The 19,314-nt window shown below is 58.5% G+C and carries 14 protein-coding genes; 8 read left to right on the top strand and 6 right to left on the bottom strand.

The genetic code is table 11. The features are described 5' to 3' along the window. Window positions 1-523 precede the first annotated feature (523 nt). Window positions 524-1,945, bottom strand: coding sequence for a 6-phospho-beta-galactosidase (lacG, locus tag AB5Z25_RS04935; RefSeq protein WP_368134933.1), 1,422 nt, complete (start codon window positions 1,943-1,945; stop codon window positions 524-526). A 76-nt stretch (window positions 1,946-2,021) separates the two neighbouring features. Beyond that, entirely contained in the window at window positions 2,022-3,800 is a 1,779-nt protein-coding gene (locus AB5Z25_RS04930) for a PTS lactose transporter subunit IIBC (RefSeq protein WP_368134932.1), read from the bottom strand. Window positions 3,801-4,084: 284 nt separating this feature from the next. Here AB5Z25_RS04930 and AB5Z25_RS04925 point away from each other — a divergent pair, with 284 nt between their 5' ends. Beyond that, window positions 4,085-5,086 carry a LacI family DNA-binding transcriptional regulator gene (locus tag AB5Z25_RS04925; protein WP_368134931.1) on the top strand — a complete coding sequence of 334 codons (1,002 nt, stop codon included), beginning with the start codon at window positions 4,085-4,087 and terminating at the stop codon, window positions 5,084-5,086. 414 nt (window positions 5,087-5,500) lie between these two features. On the opposite strand, the gene AB5Z25_RS04920 is transcribed toward AB5Z25_RS04925, so the two are convergent. Next, the gene (locus AB5Z25_RS04920) at window positions 5,501-7,261 is read right to left on the bottom strand and encodes a PTS lactose transporter subunit IIBC (protein WP_022094682.1); all 1,761 of its coding nucleotides are present in this window, start codon (window positions 7,259-7,261) and stop codon (window positions 5,501-5,503) included. A 176-nt stretch (window positions 7,262-7,437) separates the two neighbouring features. Beyond that, window positions 7,438-8,880, bottom strand: a complete 1,443-nt coding sequence (gene lacG / locus AB5Z25_RS04915) for a 6-phospho-beta-galactosidase (RefSeq protein ID WP_022094683.1) — start codon at window positions 8,878-8,880, stop codon at window positions 7,438-7,440. A 350-nt stretch (window positions 8,881-9,230) separates the two neighbouring features. On the opposite strand from lacG (AB5Z25_RS04915), the gene AB5Z25_RS04910 reads away from it, so the two are divergent. Then, window positions 9,231-10,259, top strand: a complete 1,029-nt coding sequence (locus tag AB5Z25_RS04910) for a LacI family DNA-binding transcriptional regulator (protein WP_040358938.1) — start codon at window positions 9,231-9,233, stop codon at window positions 10,257-10,259. A 276-nt stretch (window positions 10,260-10,535) separates the two neighbouring features. On the opposite strand, the gene lacG (AB5Z25_RS04905) is transcribed toward AB5Z25_RS04910, so the two are convergent. Next, the gene (gene lacG / locus AB5Z25_RS04905) at window positions 10,536-11,975 is read right to left on the bottom strand and encodes a 6-phospho-beta-galactosidase (RefSeq protein WP_271739412.1); all 1,440 of its coding nucleotides are present in this window, start codon (window positions 11,973-11,975) and stop codon (window positions 10,536-10,538) included. 66 nt (window positions 11,976-12,041) lie between these two features. Next, the gene (locus tag AB5Z25_RS04900; protein WP_022094686.1) at window positions 12,042-13,817 is read right to left on the bottom strand and encodes a lactose/cellobiose PTS transporter subunit IIB; all 1,776 of its coding nucleotides are present in this window, start codon (window positions 13,815-13,817) and stop codon (window positions 12,042-12,044) included. A gap of 357 nt (window positions 13,818-14,174) precedes the next feature. On the opposite strand from AB5Z25_RS04900, the gene AB5Z25_RS04895 reads away from it, so the two are divergent. From AB5Z25_RS04895 to AB5Z25_RS04870, 6 genes are all read left to right on the top strand, one after another. Continuing rightward, entirely contained in the window at window positions 14,175-15,179 is a 1,005-nt protein-coding gene (locus AB5Z25_RS04895; RefSeq protein WP_349110386.1) for a LacI family DNA-binding transcriptional regulator, read from the top strand. A gap of 214 nt (window positions 15,180-15,393) precedes the next feature. Next, window positions 15,394-15,732 carry a PTS lactose/cellobiose transporter subunit IIA gene (locus tag AB5Z25_RS04890; protein WP_055252615.1) on the top strand — a complete coding sequence of 113 codons (339 nt, stop codon included), beginning with the start codon at window positions 15,394-15,396 and terminating at the stop codon, window positions 15,730-15,732. A 266-nt stretch (window positions 15,733-15,998) separates the two neighbouring features. Further along, the gene (locus AB5Z25_RS04885; protein WP_368134930.1) at window positions 15,999-16,979 is read left to right on the top strand and encodes a hypothetical protein; all 981 of its coding nucleotides are present in this window, start codon (window positions 15,999-16,001) and stop codon (window positions 16,977-16,979) included. A 307-nt stretch (window positions 16,980-17,286) separates the two neighbouring features. After that, window positions 17,287-17,715 carry a galactose-6-phosphate isomerase subunit LacA gene (lacA, locus tag AB5Z25_RS04880; RefSeq protein ID WP_006234830.1) on the top strand — a complete coding sequence of 143 codons (429 nt, stop codon included), beginning with the start codon at window positions 17,287-17,289 and terminating at the stop codon, window positions 17,713-17,715. A 63-nt stretch (window positions 17,716-17,778) separates the two neighbouring features. Next, window positions 17,779-18,303, top strand: a complete 525-nt coding sequence (gene lacB / locus AB5Z25_RS04875) for a galactose-6-phosphate isomerase subunit LacB (protein ID WP_006234831.1) — start codon at window positions 17,779-17,781, stop codon at window positions 18,301-18,303. Between the two features lie 119 nt (window positions 18,304-18,422). Further along, on the top strand, window positions 18,423-19,304 hold the full coding sequence (locus AB5Z25_RS04870; protein WP_368134929.1) for an aldose 1-epimerase family protein: 882 nt from the start codon (window positions 18,423-18,425) through the stop codon (window positions 19,302-19,304). The last annotated feature ends 10 nt before the right edge of the window (window positions 19,305-19,314 follow it).

The raw sequence follows: 19,314 nt of genomic DNA, 5'->3' as shown, positions 1-19,314 counted from the left end.
ACGGTGGCCATTATTCGGTGACCGGGATTGGTCAAAATAGTTTGACTATTAGCGGCTAAAATCGCCCGGCGCTAACAAAGGAAAGAGGAGCGCTTCGTAGCTGCCTGGAAAGTGAGGATTTGACCATCTGGTTGTCTCGATCTGTAACAACTAGGCGGTCAAATGCTCGTCAGATGTTACAGATCGAGATTTTCTGCCTGGCCGATTCCGTTTGTCTCAATCTGTAACAACTGGGACCGAAAAGCTCGGCTAGATGTTACAGATCGAGATTGAGCGGATTGACCTGTGCGTTTGTCTCGATCTGTAACAGGTAGATGGTCAAAAGTGGGCTAGGTGTTACAGATTTAGATTATTCGGACCGGCCTGCGCGTTCGTCTCAATCTGTAACAATTAGGACCGAAAATCCCAGCTAGATGTTACAGATCGAGACAAACGATCCGCGCGGCTCGGCAAAAAATAAAAAGGCCGCATGCGATCCCGTGGAGGGACTCACATGCGGCCGACAGGGGGTATGCGGCAAAAGTTAGGCCATGAGCAGGCCGGTCTCCGCGACGTTCTTGTACCAGTACGCGCTCGCCTTGGGATAGCGCTTCTGGGTCTCAAAGTCGATGTAGAACAGGCCATAGCGCTTGTTGTAGCCGTTGGTCCAGGAGAACTGGTCCTGCAGCGACCACACAAAGTAACCGTCAACGTTTACGCCGCCGTCGATCGCCTTGAGGATCCACGCGAGATGCTGACGCATGTAATCGATACGAGGGGCGTCGTCAATAAAGCCGTCCTCAAAGTCGTCCTTATAGCCCATGCCGTTCTCGGTGATGTAGATCTTCTTGTAGTTGGGGTAATCGTTCTTAATGCGGAGCAGCAGATCGTACAGGCCCTCGGGATAGATAATCCAGTCCCAATCGGTGGTGGGTACGCCTTCGCGCACGCATGACTCACCAACGCCCTTGAGGAACCAGCGCGAGGAGCCCTTGTCGCCAGTGCCATTGTGGTTGATGTCGTTTTCGCCCTCGGCGGCACGCAGGAACTGGCACTTGTAGGTGTTGACGCCCAGGCAATCGTTGTAGGGGAGCGCGGCGGTCAGCGCGGCGATGTCCTCGTCGCGGACGTCGAGCTCGCCGCCAGCGATATGGGCCAGCTTGGTCGCGGCCTCCATGGTGTCGGCTGCATAGTGGCCGCGGAAGGTGGCGTCGAGTACCCAGCGGTTGTTGATGACGTCGGCCATGCGGGCGGCTTCGCAGTCGGCAGCGCTGTTGGAATCGAGGGGATACTTGGGCTCCAGGTTCTGGACAATGCCGATCTCGCCCTCAAAGCCGCCCTCGTGGAAGGCGACGACGGCCTTGGCATGGGCCACCATCATGTTGTGCATGAGCTGGAAGGCCTTGTCCAGGCGGTACTTCTCGCCGTGCGGCCAGTTGCCGACGATGAAGCTGCCCTCGGCGGTCGCGGGAATCTCGTTAAAGGTAAACCAGTGCTTGACCTCGGTGAACTCGGCAAAGCAGAACTTGGCGTACTCGACAAAGGCGTCAATCGTCGTGCGCGTCAGGAAGCCCTCGCCGCCGTTCTGGTAAAAGGCCTCGGGCGTATCGAAGTGATCGAGCGTGACATAGGGGATAACGCCAGCATTGTTGCAGGTGGCAAAGAGCTCGTGATAGAAGGCGACACCTTCGGGGTTGATCTCGCCAGTGCCGTTGGGGAAGATGCGGCTCCAAGCGATGGAGACGCGGATACCGTTGATGCCGAAGCGCTGGCACAGGTCGATATCGACCGGGTACTTGTTGTAGAAATCGCTTGCGGGATCGGGGGAGAAGCGACCCTGAGCAGCCAGGAAATCGTCCCAGGGCACTTTGCCCTTGCCGTGCGTACGGGTCTCGCCCTCAACCTGGTAAGCAGCGGTGGCGCCGCCAAACACAAAGCCGTCGGGGAACTGCATGGGGTTGTTCATGAGTCATCCTTTCTGTGGGATTCGAATAGGGAGGGGTGCCCGAACTGGGGATCCGGGCACCAACAGAGGGAGGAAACTAGTCGAGGTTCTCGCGGAGCCACTTGATGGCGCCAGCGGGGTCGCGGGTAAGGTCGATATATTCCTTACCGCGCGGGGCGAGCAGCTTAATGCCCAGGCGATCGGTGTCGGCCTTCATGTCGTTGTAGTAGCTACGGACCTGCGGGGCAAGCACGATAACGTCGTACTGATCCATGATGGCAGTGTGCTGGCCATAGGCGCCTGCGGAGGAAGCGATGTTCTCTCCGGTCTGCGCAGCACCTTCCTTGATGGCGTTGGCAAGCATGGCAGAGGTACCGGCGCCGGCGCACAGGACGAGGACCTTCAGGCCGTCGACATCCTTCTTAGCGGATGCGTCGGAGGTGGGCTCGGGCTGATCGGCGACAGGCTTGCTATCGGCGGCAGCGGCGGCCGTCTCGACGGAAGCGGTAGTCTGCTCGACAGCGGGCGCAGAGGCGTTGGCGGCGATGGTGGCGGCACCATCGGACTCAAGACCCAGCTCGGCGGCGCGCTCGGCCTCCTGGTCGCAGAGCAGCTTATCGTATGCCTTCAAGAACGGCAGGTAGATGATGGCGTCCAGCAATATGATGATTGCGACAAACACCAGGGCAATAAGCTGGAAGTTCGTGGTGATGAAGATGCCGATGGGGGCAGGGGTAGCCCAAGGCACCACGAAGGAGAAGCCGTTCATGCCCACGTTATCGATAAAGAACTTGGCAACGCTTACGTTGACGCAGCCGGCGGCAACAAAGGGGATGAGCATGTAGGGGTTAAGGATCATCGGCGCGCCAAAGAGCAGCGGCTCGTTGACAGCAAAGGCAACAGGAACAATCGAGGCCTTACCGACGGCTTTGAGCTGCTTGGACTTCATAAAGAGAATCAGCAGAAGCGGCACGATGAAGGTGGCGCCGGTGCCGCCGAACTCACCTACGAGCGACATGTTAAAGGTGAGGGAGTGGGCGGGGTGGCCACCGGCCAGCAGAACCTGCAGGTTCTCGGCCTGGTTGGCAAGACGGATGGGGTCGATGCCCGGCTGGACGATCGAGGGGCCGTGGACGCCGATGAACCAGAAGAACGCGGTGGCTGCCTGGATAAGGATAAGGCCAGGATAGGTTTCTGCAGCGGTAAAGAGCGGGGAGAGCAGCTTGATGAGCAGCTCGGAGAACGGAACGCCCATGAGGTTGCGCACAACCACATCGATGATGCCGCAGATGATGACGGCGCCGCCAAAGGGGATGATGTCGCGGAAGTTCTGAGCGATGGCGCCCGGGACCTCCTTGGGCAGCTTAATGGTCAGATCGCGCGAGACGCAGAACTTATAGACCCACACGGTAATGAACGCGGCGATATAGGCCGAGAACAGACCGCGCGTACCCATGCTGGTGCAATCGAAGACCGAAAGCTCGGAGCCGTCGAACTTGGTGGTGAACTGCGTAACAGCGAGCAGCAGCATGCTGCACTGGGCGGCCACCATGGTGGAGCCGTCGTTGAGCACCTTGCCGGCGGGCATGCGACGGTTCATGGAAGCCGTAAAGTTCTTGGCGGTGGTGCCGGCAACCATGATGCCCATAACGCCCATGGTGAAGTTGTACAGCTTGTTGCACCAGTCGATGAGCGGCTGGGGCAGCGTGATGCCAACGACGCCAGGAAGGGTGGCGATTAGCAGGAAGATCGAAGAGGTGAGGACGATGGGCATGCACCCAAGGAATCCGTCCTTAATGGCCTGGAGGTAGACGTTCCTCGAGATCTTCTCAAAGAACGGTTGATGCTTTTCGAGCATCTTTACGATGGCGTCCATAGAGCTCCTTTGCTACTTGATGCGCGATGCATGTGGATGGAACTGGTCGTCGATGGATGGTCAGGACTGCCCGGAAACCTCCCTGCTTAAGGAAGGCATTGCGAAATGACAACGTTGTCATTTCGTTAATGACAACGTAAGACATTTTTGGAAGAGCAACAAGGATTTACGGGTGAGCGGTCGATATTGTCCGGTAAACGGTTGATTTGTCAGTCGGGCAGGTAGTGTATGCTAGAACGCAAAAAACAAGCGATGCAAAACCGACTGGAGAAGTAGTGGCAACGATGGACAAGAAAAATGTCTCAATGAACGATGTGGCGATTGCCGCGGGTGTTTCTCTCAAGACGGTGTCGCGTGTGATCAACGAGCCCGATAGCGTGCGAGAGTCGACACGCGATAAGGTCCATTCCGCAATGGAAGCGCTCGGGTTTCGAACCAACTTTGCCGCGCGTTCGCTCAAGTTGGGTCGTTACGGGTGCATCGGCGTCGTGCTGTTCCACTTGTCGGGCGGTGCCGTGGACATGATTGACGGTATCGCCGATGCCGCCGAAGAACGCGGCTTTGCGCTCACGATGATTAAGAAGCGCGCAGGGGAGAAGATGACCCTTGCCGATGCGGCGCGCAGGATGTCGCAGCTGCCCGTTGATGGCATGATCTTCAACCTGCGTCAGATGGTTGATGACTTTGATACCTTTGAGGCGCCGAAAGACCTCAAGACGGTGATTATCACACCGATGGAACATCCTACCTGCTCCACCGTCAGTGACGATCAAGAGGGTGGTGCGCGCATGGCGTGCGAGTACTTCTTAAATCGCGGGCACAAGAACGTGTATTTCGTTTCGGGTAAGAAAGAGTCGCTGTCGAGCCAGTGCCGTATGAAAGGTTGGCGAGCGGCACTCGAGGCGCGTGGCATTGAGCCGCCCGAGCCTCTGCAAGGTGATTGGAATGCGGATAGTGGCTATGCCGCGGGCCTCGTGCTTGCCGATAAACCCGATTGCACGGCGGTCCTCGCTGCTAACGACTGCATGGCAAACGGCGTGATGATGGCTCTACGTGACAAAGGGCTCAGTGTGCCCGACGACGTGTCCGTGATCGGCTTCGACGATGAGCTCTACAAGACGATTCCCAACTCGATTCTGACGTCGGTGAAGTTTCGCCACCGCGAGCTGGGCATCCGTGCGCTTAACGAGGTCGTCACAGGTCTGGAAGTCCCGAGCTCCAGAAGCCGTACACTCGTCTCTGGCGTGTTGATCGAGCGCGCGAGCGTGCGGGATCTGCGGGCGTAGACGTGCTCGGCCTGTTCATCTAAATCTGTAACAGGTAGGGCCCAAAAAACTCGGCTAGATGTTACAGATTTAGACAATTCGGCCCGGCTTATTCCGTTTGTCTCGATCTGTAACAGTTAGGAGTGAAATGACCAGCCAGGTGTTACAGATCTAGATTGATTGGATTGACCCATCTGTTTGTCTCGATCTGTAACATCTAAGCGGTCAAAAGCGGTCTACATGTTACAGATTGAGATTTTTGGCTTGGCCTGTGCGTTCACCTCGATCCGTAACAGCTGGGACCCAAAAACTCGGCTAGATGTTACAGATTGAGATGAACAGGAGGACGGGTGCGGTCTAAACAAAATGGCCCGCGCATCACACATCGATGCACGGGCCATTTATTGTCTGCAAGCGGCAGGTGGTGTCAGCGTCTTATGCCTCGAGGTTTTCCTCGATCCAGGCGACGGCACCCTTGGGATCCTTAGTGAGGTCGATGTACTGTTTGCCCTTGGGCGACAGCAGCGTGATGCCCAGGCGGTCGGTGTCGGCCTTCATCTCGTTGTAATAGGTGCGAACCTGCGGAGCCAGGACGATGACGTTGTACTGGTCCATGATGGCGTAGTGGCTGCCGTAGGCACCGGCGTTGGCGGTAATGTCGATGCCCAGCTCGTCGGCGCCTTCCTTAAGCGCGTTGGCGAGCAGTGCAGAGGTGCCGGCGCCAGCGCACAGAACCAGAACCCTCAGATCCTTGCCCTTAAGGGCGGACGGAGCTGCGGAGGCCTCGGTGGCAGAAGCGGTCTCGACAACAGGAGCCTCAACGGCGGGGGCGGCAGCGGTCTTGACGGCCTTGGTCTCCTCGGCCTCTTCTTCGGCCAGGGTCTCGGCCTCCTGCTTGCACAGGACGTTGTCGTAGGCCTTGCAGAACGGGTAGTAGATCAAGAAGTCAACGACCAGCAGGACGACAACCAGGACCAGAGAGATCGGCTGGAAGTTGGTGTCGATGAAGGTGCCGATCGGTCCGGGGAGTGCCCACGGCATGGCATAGATAAAGCCGTTCATGCCCAAAAAGTCGATGAAGAACTTACCAATGAGGACGTTGGCCACGGGGGCAAACAGGAACGGGATCAGGAAGTACGGGTTGAGGATGATGGGCGCGGCGAACAGCAGCGGCTCGTTGACGGCGAACATCACGGGTACGACAGAGGCTTTGCCGACGGCCTTGAGCTGCTTGGAGCGCATAAAGAGCAGGAAGATGATCGGGACAATGAACGTGGCGCCGGTGCCGCCGAGTTCGCCGATGTAGTTACCGAAGTTCTCGGTCAGGGCGAGGGCGGGGTGACCGCCGGCCTGCAGCGTGGCGAGGTTGGTGGTGATGTTGCCAAACAGCGCGGCGTTGAGGGCAGGCTTAACGACCGAGGGGCCGTGGATGCCCATGAACCAGAACAGCGGGATCATGAACCAGATGAGGGCGAGGCCGGCGTAGGAATCGGCAGCGGCGAACAGCGGGCTCACCAGCGTGGAGATGACGTTGGCAAACGGGACGGCCAAGCAGGTGCGGCAGATAACGTCGATGACGGCGACAAACAGGATGGAGAAGCTGAAGGCGAAGATGTCGCGGAAGTTCTGGGCGATGGCGCCGGGGACTTCTTTGGGCAGCTTGATGGTGATGTCTCGCTTAATGCAGAAGGCATAGATGTTGACCGTGGCAAATGCGGCGACAAAGGAGCTCAGCAGGCCCTTGGTGCCCATGTTGTCGGTAAAGAACACCGAGACATCGGCGCCGTCGATCTTGGCACTCGTCTGGGTAACGGCCAAGATGAGCATAGCGCACATGGCGGCGACCATGGTGCTCGTGGCGTTGATGGCCTTGCCGGCAGGCATGCGGCGGTTCTTGGAGCCGGTCAGCGCGCTTGCGGTGGTGCCGGCGACCATGATGCCCACGACGCCCATCGTGAAGTTGTAAACCTTGTTGCAGAAGTTCACGACGTCGACGTTCCACCAGTCGGGCAGCGTAAAGCCGCCGACCGTGGCGACAACGCCCGGCAGGGTCGAAATAAGCAGGAAGACAGAAGAAGACAGGATGATGGGCATTGCTGCCAAAAAGCCGTCTTTAATGGCCTGAAGGTAGATGTTCTTAGAGACCTTGTCGAAGTACGGCTGACCTTTCTCCAAGAACTTAACGATCGATTCCATAGTTCACGCTCCTCTTTGCATGAAATCTTAATGGCATGGACGTTGAAAACCTATATGGTCTCCCGCTTGCTAAAAGCCCGGGTGCAGGCGGGGCCGGTCCCAGGGGGAGAGAGGGGGGCGGCTGGGTTTGTATCGCATAGGGCCGCTCCCCTCTCGGGGGAAAGCGAGGCGATGCGCTACTGCGCGTCCGCCATAGTGTCGGCGAGCTCCTTGTACCAGAGTGCCGACTGCTTGATGTAGCGTTTTTGCGTGTCGAAGTCGATGTAGAACAGGCCGTAGCGCTTGTTATAGCCATTGGCCCACGAGAACTGGTCCTGCAGGCTCCAGATAAAGTAGCCCTGGACGTCGACGCCCTCGGCGCGCGCCTGGAGCACCTTCTCCATGTGCTGGTCGACAAAGTCGATGCGCTCGGGATCGGCGACGATGCCGTTTGCGTCGGGCTCGGGGTCCTTGTGGCCCAGGCCGTTTTCGGTGATATAGATGACGGGGAGGTTGGGATAGGTGGCGCTGATGTGCTTGAGCGTGTCGTAGAGGCCTTGCGGGTAGATGAGCCAATCCCAGTCGGTGGTGGGGATACCCGGCATATCGACCTGCTGCCCGACGCCCTTAAACTTAAAGCACGAGGTGCCCTTGTCTCCGGTGCCGTTAAAGCTGTTGGTTGACTCGCCATCGTAGGCGGCGATAAACGCCGACTGATAGTAGTTGAGGCCGAACATATCGTTGCGGGGCGCCGCCTTGGCGAGCTCCTCCATGTCGCTGTCCTCAACCGTAAGTGTGGCGTTGTTGGCACGCAGAATCTCGTTGATGAGTGAGAGGGTGCGCGCGGAGTAGTGACCCAGGAAGGCGCCGTCCATGATGAAGTCGGTGTAGAAGGCGTTGTACAGGTCGGCGGCGTGCTGGTCGGCGGGCGAGTCGGTGGCAGGATATGCCGGCGTCAGGACGTTGACCATGCCAATGCGTCCGCCCAGGTGCTCGGTCTCGTCAAGATCCTTATACAGGTTGACGGCGCGGGCGTGGGCAACGAGCTCGTTGTGCTGGCTCTGGATGCCGCTCGTCACATCAAAGTGATGGTTGGGCGGGAAGTTGCCTTGGATGTATTGGGAGTGCGAGAGGCTGATGAGCTCGTTGATGGTGAACCAATTCTTGACCTCGCGGAACTCGCGGAAGCAGAACTCGGCATAGCGCACATAGGCGTCGACGGTCTTGCGGTTGAGCCAGTCGCCCTGGTTGAACAGGGCGGCGGGGGAGTCAAAGTGATGCAGGGACACATAGGGCTCGACGCCATACTTTTTGCAGCAGGCGAACAGCTCGTGGTAGTGCTTAACGCCCTCGGCGAGGGGTTCGGCATCGTCGCCGTTGGGGAAGATGCGGGTCCAGGCGATGGACACACGAATGGCGTTGAGTCCATGCTCGGCAGAAAGGCGGATATCCTCCTCGTAGCGGTTGTAGAAATCACTGGCCGGGTCGGGCAAAAAGCGACCCTGGGCGACAAGGTAATCGTCCCACATGGTCTTACCCTTGCCTGCCACCTTCGTGGAACCTTCCGTTTGGTACGCGGCGGTTGCGGCGCCCCAAACAAAGCCCTTCGGCAGCTGCTGTACGCGGTTTAGCAAAGACATATGCATACACCCTCTCGTCTCGCTGTTCGATATTGTGCGTTTGCGCTCAGGAGGCTCCCTGGTTAGCGTTCAGCGGTGAAAAAGCCCGATAAACACTATCTTAAAATGATTAGAACCAAAATGAGCACGTGAACATTTGACAATGAGCACGTTAACATCCGGCTGGGATGTATAGAAACAAAACAACTTCAAACAGCCGCGAACGGTTGTATTTGTTCGGTAAGCGGTTTTGATTGACAGAAGTTTTCATGTTGTGGTATATGGCTCGGGTATCATGAGCACGTTATCAATGTATGTACGATGCGCCATGGGCGCGGGGAATAGTTGGGAAGCAGGTTAGCGTGGAAGGCATGGATCAGCAGACAAGGAATGGTCGTTCGGCGAGCGCGGCAGAGGTTGCGGCGCTCGCTGGCGTGAGCCGCCAGACTGTGTCTCGCGTGGTCAACGGTATGCCCAACGTGACGGAAAAGACGCGCAAGCGTGTGCTGGCCGCCATGGAAGAGCTGGGCTTTCGTCCCAATTTTGCTGGAGCGGCGTTGCGCGGCGGGTCGTATCGTTCTATTGGCCTGTGCATGTACAACATCACACGTGTCGGTAACCTGGCGACGCTCGAGGGTATCATGCAAGCGGCGCGCGAGCACGATTTTGCCGTCACTATGATCGAGATGGGCGGCGACAAGCCCTATGCACTTGCCGATGCCTCGCGCCGCATGGTCGAGCGACCCGTCGACGGCATGATTCTCAACATGAACCGCATGGCTCCCGATTTTGAGGAGTTTGTTCCCCAGCCGGGAGTGCGAACGGTCATCCTGTCCATGTATGCGCATCCGCGCTGCACGACGATCGACTCCGACCAGTATGGTTCGTGCGAGCTGTTGACCAATTATCTGCTGGAACATGGTCACTCGAATATGCGGTTTGTGGCGGGTCCGGAAAACTCGATTTCCTCGCGTTTTCGTGAGGCCGGTTGGCGCGATACGCTGGGTCGTGCTCATGTCGATGCCGCTCCGATGCTGCGCGGCGATTGGAGTGCGGACAGTGGGTACGCCATGGGCGAGCGGATTGCGGCCGAGGTGCTTGCCGGCGGGTCGCAGGCGCCGACTGCCGTGCTTGCGGCAAATGACCAGATGGCGCTGGGCGTTATCGCCGCGCTCGAGAACGCGGGCCTGTCCGTGCCCGACGACGTGAGCGTGGTTGGTATCGACGACGCACTCGAGGGACTTGTTCCTCACAATCGGCTGACGACGCTGCGATTTGATTTGCGCGGTGTCGGTAAGCTTGCGTTTGAGGCGGCGATTGGAGAGAGCTCGTCTATCGAGGCGATTCATGTGCCGAGCACGCTGGTCGAACGCTCGACTGTTAGGGACATACGGGGTTAGGTCCTACTCCGTTTGTCTCGATTTGTAACAGGTAGACGGTCAAAAGCGGGCTACGTGTTACAGATTTAGATTCTTCGGAAAGAGCAATCCTGTTCGTCTCAATCTGCAACAGCTAGGACCCAAAAACTCGGCTAGATGTTACAGATTGAGACAAACAGACCCCGAACCGCCCAAAAAGGCCGGGGGCGGCGCGCCGTGTGACGTGCCGCCCCCGGCTGAGAAATGGGGACAGGTTATGTGGGCGGTGCAATTCCGCCAACCGCTTGTCGCAAGCCGCTAGTCCAGACGACGGGTCTGCGCTACGTGCTTGTACCAGTATGCGCTTGCCTTGGGCGTTCGCTTCTGGGTTTCAAAGTCAACGTAGAAGAAGCCGTAACGCTTGTTGTAGCCATTGGTCCAGGAGAACTGATCCTGCAGGCTCCACAGGAAGTAACCGCCCACGTTGACACCCACCTCCATGGCCTTAAGCAGCCAGCGCAGGTGCTGCTCGATGTAGTCGATGCGCGGCTGGTCGTCCACAAAACCGTCCTTGTAGGGGTCCTTGTAGCCCATGCCGTTTTCGGTGATGAAGATCTGCTTGTAGTTGGGGTAGCGCTGCTTAATGTAGACGAGCAGATCGAACAGGCCCTCGGGATAGATGATCCAGTCCCAGTCGGTGGTAGGGATGCCGGGTTTGTTCACGTGCTCGCCAATGCCCTTAACGCGCCAGCGGCCGGTGCCCTTTTCGCCCGTGCCGTTGTGGTGCAGGTCGTTCTCGCCATCGTAAGCCTTCAAGAAGCGGCACTGGTAGTTGTTAACGCCCAGGTAGTCGTTGTAAAGCGCGGCTTCGCGCATAATCTTGAGGTCCTCGTCCAGGATTTCGATGGTGCCGCCCGAGACGGCGGCCAGGCGGTTGGCGCACTCGAGGGTGTCGGGTGCGTAGTCGCCGCGGAAGGTGGCGTCGAGCAAAAACTGGTTTTGCAGCACGTGCTCGTTGTTGGCGGCTTTGATGTCGGCGGGGTCGTTCTCGTTGAGCGGATACTTAAACTCCAGCGACTGAATGACGCCGATCTTGCCCTTAAAACCGCCGTTGTGGAAGGCCAGTACTGCCTTGGCGTGGGCGAGCATCATGTTGTGCTCGCACTGGAAGGCCTCGGCCAGATGCGCCTTGACGCCACCGGGGAAGGTGCCCTCGATGTAGGTGTTGGAGGCGTCGGCCCAGATCTCGTTAAAGGTGAACCAGTAGGTCACCTGGTCGGCGTACTCCTTAAAGCAGAAGGTGGCAAAGTCCACAAAGGCGTCGATGGTCTCGCGGTTGAGGAAGTCGCCCTTCTCAAAGAGGGGAAGCGGCGTATCGAAGTGATGCAGCGTGACAAACGGCTCAACGTGGTGCTTATGGCACTCGGCGAAGAGATCGTGATAGAACTGGACACCCTCGGGGTTGATTTCGCCGGTACCGTTGGGAAAGATGCGGCTCCAGGCGATGGAGAGACGAATGCCGTTGATGCCGAACTCCTCGCACAGCTCCAGGTCGACGGGGTACAGGTTGTAGAAGTCCGAAGCGGGATCGGGGGAGAAGCGCCCCTGGGCCTCCAGAAAGTCGTCCCAGGCAACCTTGCCCTTACCGTGAGTGCGGGTCTCGCCCTCTACCTGGTAGGCAGCGGTGGCGCCGCCAAAGACAAAGTCCTCGGGAAACTGCGCGGGCGGGTTGGTGACGCTAGCAGGATTAACGGACATGATGATCCAATCGTCTAAATCGAAGGGCCAGCCGGTCTTGGATGGTCGGCTGGCCCTGGGCGTTACTTACTTCGAAAGTTGCTCACTCACGAAGGCGAGAGACTTGTCGCCGTTCTGGGAGAGCTCGATGTACTGCTTGCCACGGCAGGCGACGCACTTGTTGCCCACGCGCTCACAGTCCTTCTGCAGGTCGGCCAGGTAGCTTGCGGCCTGCGGGGCCAGGACGACCAGGTCAAAGTCGGGGAGCATGTCCACGTGGTTGCCATAGGCCTCGGCAGCGGTCTCGAGGTTAATGCCGCGCTCCTTGGCGGCCTTGGCCAGCGCGTTGGCGAGCAGGCCCGAGGTGCCGCCACCCTGGCAGAGCACGAGCACGCGCTTGCCGTTGAGGTCGCTGGCGGTCGTTGTCTCGGCAGCGGGTGCTGCGGAAGCGGCGGGGGAGTCGGCCTTCACGGCCTCGGCAGCAGCGCCGGCGGCAACGCTCTTGGCGTCAGCCTTGCCCTGGAAGGCATCGTTGAGCTTGGCGGCCTTCTCGGCGTTCTTGGCGGCGAGCTCCTCCTGGGAGATCTCGGCCTCCTCGGCGCACTTCTGGGCGTCATAGGCACGGAAGAACGGGTAGTACAGAACGAAGTCGACGACCAGGATAAGGGCGAGCATCACAAAAGCGAGCGGCTGGAAGCCCAGGCCCATGATGGTGCCGATGGGGCCGGGGACGGTCCAAGGCAGGGTGTACATAAAGCCGTTCATGCCCAAGAAGTCGATAAAGATCTTGAGGATCCAGATGTTGGCGATCGGGGCAAAGACAAACGGGACAAAGAAGACGGGGTTGAGCACGATGGGCGCGGCGAACAGCAGCGGCTCGTTGACGGCAAAGCAGACGGGGACGATGGCGGCCTTACCGACGGCGCGCATCTCCTGAGACTTGGCCAGGAAGCAGAACATAAAGACCAGGACGAGCGTGGCGCCGGTGCCGCCCATGCAGACGACGAAGTACTGGGCACCCTGGGTCAGGACAGCGGAAGCGTGCTGGCCGGCCTGGAACGCAGCCAGGTTGTCGGTCATGTTGGCAACGAGGGCGGCGGCGATGGCGGGCTCGACGATCGAGGGGCCGTGGACGCCGACGAACCAGAACAGGCTCATAGCGCCGTAGATCACAGCGAGGCCGATGTAGCCGTCGGCAGCGGTGAACAGGGGCTGGAACACCTGGATGACGCCCTGGGCAAAGCAGAAGCCAAAAGCAGCGCGGAAGGCGATGTCAAAGACCCAAAAGACGGTGATGCAGACGGAGAAGGGGATGATGTCCTTAAAGGTCTGCGAGATGTTGGGCGGAACCTGCTCGGGCATCTTGACGGTGATGTTGCGCTTAATGAAGAACTTGTAGATGATGCCGGTCACAAACGCAGCGATAAAGGCGGTCAGCAGGCCTTTGGAACCAAGGTAGGTGGTGTTGAAGCCGCTGGCAGCGTCCGTGGCGATCGTGTCGCTCGAAAGGAGCAAGAAGCCGATGATGGCCGCGCACATGCACGAGATGAAGTTGATCTGGTTGTTCTTGGGCAGATCGCGGTTCTGAGCGTCGGCGAAGTGCTTGGCCGTGGTGGCGGCACAGGCGATGGCCAGGATGCCCATGGAGTAGTTGTAGCACTTCCACAGGGCGTTGTTGATGTCATCGGGCCAGTAGAAACCCCAGATATTGGGAACCGAGGCTACCAGGCAGAAGATGGACGAGAAGATGATGATGGGGATGACGGAGATAAAACCGTCGCGGATCGCCTTGAGGTACTTGTTGCGGGCGATCGCGTTGAAAAAGGGCTGCCCCTTTTCGATGATGGCGATGAGTTGCTCCATGCAAAGCTCCTAAGAGTCGGTGGGTTGGCAACGATGGTAGCTTTTGACGTTTGGTTGCCAAAATGTTGACGTTGCCATTTTGCGACACAAAATAAGACGCGAACCGATGGCCCCTGTGCCTGTGGACCGTCGATTCCTTGCGCGTAAACGTTTGAGCCGCCCGGTGGCTCTGTGTTTGCACAATGGCAACGTTAACATTTGGGCGACAAAAGCCGTTCGGGGAAGCAAAAATGTCGGTGAACGGTAGGTTTTGGGTGGTGAGCGTATGGTGGGGGAGGCGTTGGATATACTTGAAGGCGTTAAAAATGACTGCGCAAGGTGCCACCAATGGCATCGTTGACATAGAAAGATCGACCTATGGCCGCTGTTAAAAAATCGGTATCCGTCAAAGACGTAGCGCGCCTCGCGGGCGTCTCGGAGCAGACGGTCTCGCGCACCGTGCACGATTCGCCCAGCGTGCGCCCCGAGACCAAGGAACGCGTGCGTGCCGCCATGCGCGAGCTGGGGTATCGCCCCAATTTTGCCGGTCGATCGCTGCGCCGCGGTAAGTTTAAGACCGTCGGCGTCGCCATGTTCAACATTACCGGCACCGGCAATCTCGACCGTATGGAGGGCTTTGCCGCCGCGGCCGATAAGCACGGCTATGCCATCACCCTCACTAAAGTAGACGGGCATCCGTATACCCTCGAGAGCGCATCGTCGCGCATGAGCGCACTGCCAGTGGACGGTATGGTTGTGATCATGAATCGCATGCCGGCAGACTTTGGCACTTTTGAGCCGCTGCCCGGCATGCAGACGGTGCTCGTTACGATGTTGGAGCACCCGCTCTGTTCAACGGTCGATAACGACCAGTTCGATTGCTCGCGCCAGGTGGTCGAGTACTTGCTGGAGCGGGGGCACAAGACCGTGCACTTTATCTCGTGTCCCGAGCGCTCGCTTTCGGGCATGCGGCGCGAGGAAGGCTGGCGTGAGACATTGCGTGCGCATGGCATTGAGTTCCCGCAGCTCGTGCGTGGCGACTGGACGGCGCAGAGTGGATATGCTGCCGGCCAGGCGCTTGCGGATGATCCGACCTGCACGGCCATTTATGCCTCCAACGATGCCATGGCATATGGCTGCATCCGTGGGCTCGAGTCGCGCGGGAAGTGCGTGCCCCAGGACGTGAGCGTGGTGGGTGTTGATGACAGCCTGGGCGATATCGTGCCCGATTGTCGCCTGACCACGGTGCGCTTTGACAACAAGCGCGTCGGCATGTGGGCGGTTGACAAGATTGCCGGCGCCGAGGGCGTTGAACCCGGTGTGGAGCACATGCTGTTTCCGGGCGTGCTCGTCGAGGGCGATACGGTGCGCGATGTACGCTAGGGCGCGGGTCTGTTTGGGTTTCTGCTAATTGTGTTCGATATTGTTCAGATTGGTTTAAAAACCGTTCACGGTCGAAAAGTGACCGTTCATAGCTCGAAATTACGTTTTGCGCTGTTCTTTTTTGTTTGAATGTTATTGTTTCTGTCATACACAACGCAGCGCGTATGCCCGGACGCGATGCTCTCCATTGGTTCATATGTGAAAGGAACGCAACATGGCAACCAAAGAAGAAATCTCGATGGTTGGATTCGAGATCGTCGCATACGCAGGTGACGCCCAGACCGATCTGCTTGCAGCGCTCGATGCTGCTCGCGAGGGTGACTTTGAGAAGGCCGAGCAGCTGCACAAGGATGCCAGCGATGCGCTCATCGGTGCCCACGACACGCAGACCAAGCTGCTTTCGCAGGAGGCCGGCGGTGGCGAGATGGAGATGACCTTCATCATGGCTCACGCTCAGGACACCCTCATGACCACTATGATTCTGGAGAAGCAGGCCCGCTTTACCATCGATGCCTACAAGCGCATTGCCGAGCTCGAGGCCAAGCTCGCCTAACGAGCCCTCACAACCAAGCCCCTTTCCAAAAGCCCTGCCGCTACTGCGGCAGGGCTTTTTCTGTCCTCCTCCCCGCAACTCATTCCGAGATAGTCATTGGGGACGTTCTTAAACGACTAGTCATTGGGGACAGTCTTGGTGCGCTCCGTTCGTCCTCCCGTTCGATTTTTGCTCGGTGGGTATACTTCCTTTCGCATTAAACGCCGGACTGAGGAGGTATCCAAATGCCGGATAACGGGTCAATACAAAAAAGAGGCGCGCACGAGATGGCTCATGGGCGTCCTGTCCAGATAACCGAGCACACGACGGTAACCGAGCTGCAGCCCAGTCTGTCCGATGTCGTGTGCGCAAACAAAAAGCTGCAGATTGGCTTTATCGTTGCGCTCGTGGTCCTGGCGCTGCTGTCGGGCTTTGTAGCTCGTCCGCATTTCGCCGATACCAAGACTTGGGACTCCACCATCGAGGTCATCGACCAAAAGAAGGGTAACGTACTGGCGCTCACGACCTCGTGCGTGGCGCTGTCTGCAGGCATTACCGCGCTGCCGGGTGATACGGGAACGCCGGTTGCCGAGCAGCTCGCGCAGCTTTCAGGCAACCTTGGTATTGTGCTTGCCGTGCTCTACCTAGAGAAATACCTGCTAACCATTTTGTGGTCGGTTGGCCTGGGCATCTTAATCCCGTTTGCGTTGGTGCTCTTTGCGGTGTCGCTCGGCATTCACGGGCGCTGGAGCACGAGCGCTGTCCTGCGCCGTGTGGCGACGCGCGTGCTGGTGGTTGCCGTGATCGGCATGGCGCTCGTGCCCGCGAGCGTATGGGTGTCGCAGAAGGTCGATGAAACGTATCGCGTAAGTATTGAGCAAGCTGAGCAAAAGGCTGCGGACGCGGCCGACACCACGGACAAGCCAGCCGAGACCAGCTCAAAATCGAACAAGAAAAAATCCGAGGCCACGGAGTCCAAAAACGTGCTCGAGCAGTTGACTGATGGGGCCTCGAGCCTTGTTACGTCGGTGACCAGCGGCGCCAAGCAGATGACCGATGAGATCGTGCGGCAGGTGACCGATCTGATTGAAGGCGTCATCGTGATGATCGTGACTTCGTGCGTTATCCCGCTGCTGGTGCTCGTGGCGTTTCTGTGGCTGGGACACGTACTGCTGGGGATTGATATTTCCGGCCCGGCGAACTATTTGACGGGCCGCTTTCTGAGTGCTCCGTCCAAGCACGCCAAAAAGGGTGGGCAGCCCGAGTAGCTAAAACAGCTGTATATACCGGGGAATACCGCCGAAGGGCGGCCGAGACACGTTCTCGGCCGCCCTTTTGTTTGTTGAACACATGGTCGCTACGTCCGCGCCCGGCTCAAACGGTCAGCAATCATCCGTGAACGGTATTTGTTCAAAAAAGAACAAAGATAAACAAATAGTTGTTGCAGTTACTGTTCGAATGTGTTCAAATAAACATGAACAGTGAAGAACCGCACATTCAGATGCCCGGACCTGAACGCGATTCAACACTTCCAAACAGAAACTACGCACCTGCGTATCTCTCAAGGAGGATGTCATGAGGGTTGTAATCGCTTCCGATGCCGACGGTATGTCGATGAAGGAGTCCATCAAGGAGATGCTCATCGCCGACGGTCACGAGGTCGTCGACTATTCCGAGACCCCTGCCGCGGACTTTGTCGATTCCGCGACCGCCGTTGCCAAGGACCTGCTGGAGCACAAGGATTCCCAGGGCTTCGCATTCGATAAGTACGGCGTCGGCTCCTATATGGCCGCCGTCAAGATTAAGGGCATGGTCGTCGCCAACATTTCCGACGAGCGTTCCGCCTACATGACCCGCGAGCACAACGGCTCGCGCATGGTCACCATGGGCCCGGGCGTTGTGGGCACCGAGGTCGCCAAGAAGATCGCCCGCGAGTTCCTGCGCGCCCAGTACGCCGGCGGCCGTCACCAGATCCGTGTCGACATGCTCAACAAGATGGCCTAACGAGAGCCACCGAGAACTCGAACTTCTACCTCAACTTGTGAATTCAGACGAAAGGACGTTCTGATGAAGAAGACCATCGCAATCGGTTGCGACCATATCGTTACGGACGAGAAGATCTATCTGGCCGACCGCCTGGAGCAGGCTGGCTACAAGGTGCTCGACTGCGGCACCTACAGCCACACCCGTACGCACTATCCCATCTACGGTAAGGCTGTGGGCGAGGCTGTTGCCAGCGGCAAGGCCGACTTTGGCGTGGCCCTGTGCGGCACCGGCATCGGCATCACCAACGCCGTCAACAAGGTTCCCGGCGCCCGTTGCGCCCTGGTCCGCGACATGACCTCTGCCCTGTATGCCCGTCGCGAGCTCAACGCCAACATCGTGGGCTTTGGCGGCAAGATTACCGGCGAGTTCCTGATGGCTGACATCATGCTTGCCTTCCTGGAGGAGCCCTACGAGAAGACCCCCGAGCACGATGCCCTGATCGCCAAGATCGATGCCTGCAACAAGGCCGATGCCGAGGCTCAGGCCGACCCGCACTTCTTTGACGAGTTCCTCGAGAAGTGGGACCGCGGCGAATACCACGATTAGCGGGTATCCGGCGTAATTAACTAGTCCGTTGACGGCTCGCGTTTCTGTGAGGGGGCGCGGGCCGGTTTTCTATCAGCCCTATTGACTTGGCGGGCTGTCGTAAGAAAGGGAAGGCTCCTATGGAGTTTGTTCTTGATAACGGTTCTATCCGCGTGGCACTGAGCACGGCGGGCGGGTCGTTCACTTCTATTACGGCCAACGGCCGTGAGTACCTGTGGCAGGGCGACCCGGCGGTGTGGTCGGGCCAGGCACCCATTTGTTTCCCGATCTGCGGCGGCCTTCGTGACGGTCGCGCAATGACCATGGGCGGCCGCGAGGTCAAGCTCGCCCGCCACGGCTTTGCTCGCAAGCAGGAGTGGAAGCTCGAGGAGCGGAGCGACAACATGGTTGTGCTGAGCTTAAGCTCTGCCGACCATGCCGAGTTGCTCGAGCAGTACCCGTATCCGTTTAAGATCGTTGCTCGTTACACGATCGATGCGGAGAAGGTGGCCGTGTCGTACGAGGTGACCAATGAGGGCACCGAGGACATGCCGTTCTTTGTGGGCGGTCACCCTGGCTTTAAGTGCCCGCTTGACGAGGGCGAGTCCTACGACGACTACGAGCTCCGTTTTGAGCAGCGCGAGGCCGCCGAGCTCTGTACTGCCGTTCCCTCGACGGGCCTGATTGATGTTGAGCATCGCAGCAAGAACCCGATGGTTGGCCATGACCTGCCGCTGACCCACGAACTCTTTGACTTCGCAGAGACCATCTTTGACGTGCTCGAGAGCCACGTGGTTACGCTTACCAAGAAAACCGAGGACAAGGGCGTGCGCCTGACGTTCCCCGATATGCCATACCTGATTGTGTGGAGCAAGCCCGAGGGCGACTTTGTGGCCGTGGAACCGTGGGGCGGCCTGTCCACCTGCTCCGACGAGGACGATATTCTGGAGCACAAGCGCGGCTGCCTGGTGGCCAAGCCGGGAGAGACCGTCACCCGCGGCTTTGAGATCGAGATCCTTTAACGAGCTATCG

Source organism: Collinsella aerofaciens (assembly GCF_040910325.1).
GTDB classification, from domain to species: Bacteria; Actinomycetota; Coriobacteriia; order Coriobacteriales; family Coriobacteriaceae; genus Collinsella; species Collinsella aerofaciens_BL.
Note: the sequence above shows the minus strand (reverse complement) of the source record. Positions and strands in the feature narration are given on the sequence as shown.

Coding starts and splice junctions, on each gene's coding strand:
- AB5Z25_RS04925 (WP_368134931.1), top strand. CDS start 4,085: ATGGACAAGAAAAATGTCTCAATGAACGATGTGGCGATTGCCGCGGGT.
- AB5Z25_RS04895 (WP_349110386.1), top strand. CDS start 14,175: ATGGCCGCTGTTAAAAAATCGGTATCCGTCAAAGACGTAGCGCGCCTC.
- lacB (WP_006234831.1), top strand. CDS start 17,779: ATGAAGAAGACCATCGCAATCGGTTGCGACCATATCGTTACGGACGAG.
- AB5Z25_RS04900 (WP_022094686.1), bottom strand. CDS start 13,817: ATGGAGCAACTCATCGCCATCATCGAAAAGGGGCAGCCCTTTTTCAAC.
- AB5Z25_RS04910 (WP_040358938.1), top strand. CDS start 9,231: ATGGATCAGCAGACAAGGAATGGTCGTTCGGCGAGCGCGGCAGAGGTT.
- AB5Z25_RS04920 (WP_022094682.1), bottom strand. CDS start 7,261: ATGGAATCGATCGTTAAGTTCTTGGAGAAAGGTCAGCCGTACTTCGAC.
- AB5Z25_RS04930 (WP_368134932.1), bottom strand. CDS start 3,800: ATGGACGCCATCGTAAAGATGCTCGAAAAGCATCAACCGTTCTTTGAG.
- AB5Z25_RS04890 (WP_055252615.1), top strand. CDS start 15,394: ATGGCAACCAAAGAAGAAATCTCGATGGTTGGATTCGAGATCGTCGCA.
- lacG (WP_368134933.1), bottom strand. CDS start 1,945: ATGAACAACCCCATGCAGTTCCCCGACGGCTTTGTGTTTGGCGGCGCC.
- lacG (WP_022094683.1), bottom strand. CDS start 8,880: ATGTCTTTGCTAAACCGCGTACAGCAGCTGCCGAAGGGCTTTGTTTGG.
- AB5Z25_RS04870 (WP_368134929.1), top strand. CDS start 18,423: ATGGAGTTTGTTCTTGATAACGGTTCTATCCGCGTGGCACTGAGCACG.
- lacG (WP_271739412.1), bottom strand. CDS start 11,975: ATGTCCGTTAATCCTGCTAGCGTCACCAACCCGCCCGCGCAGTTTCCC.
- AB5Z25_RS04885 (WP_368134930.1), top strand. CDS start 15,999: ATGGCTCATGGGCGTCCTGTCCAGATAACCGAGCACACGACGGTAACC.
- lacA (WP_006234830.1), top strand. CDS start 17,287: ATGAGGGTTGTAATCGCTTCCGATGCCGACGGTATGTCGATGAAGGAG.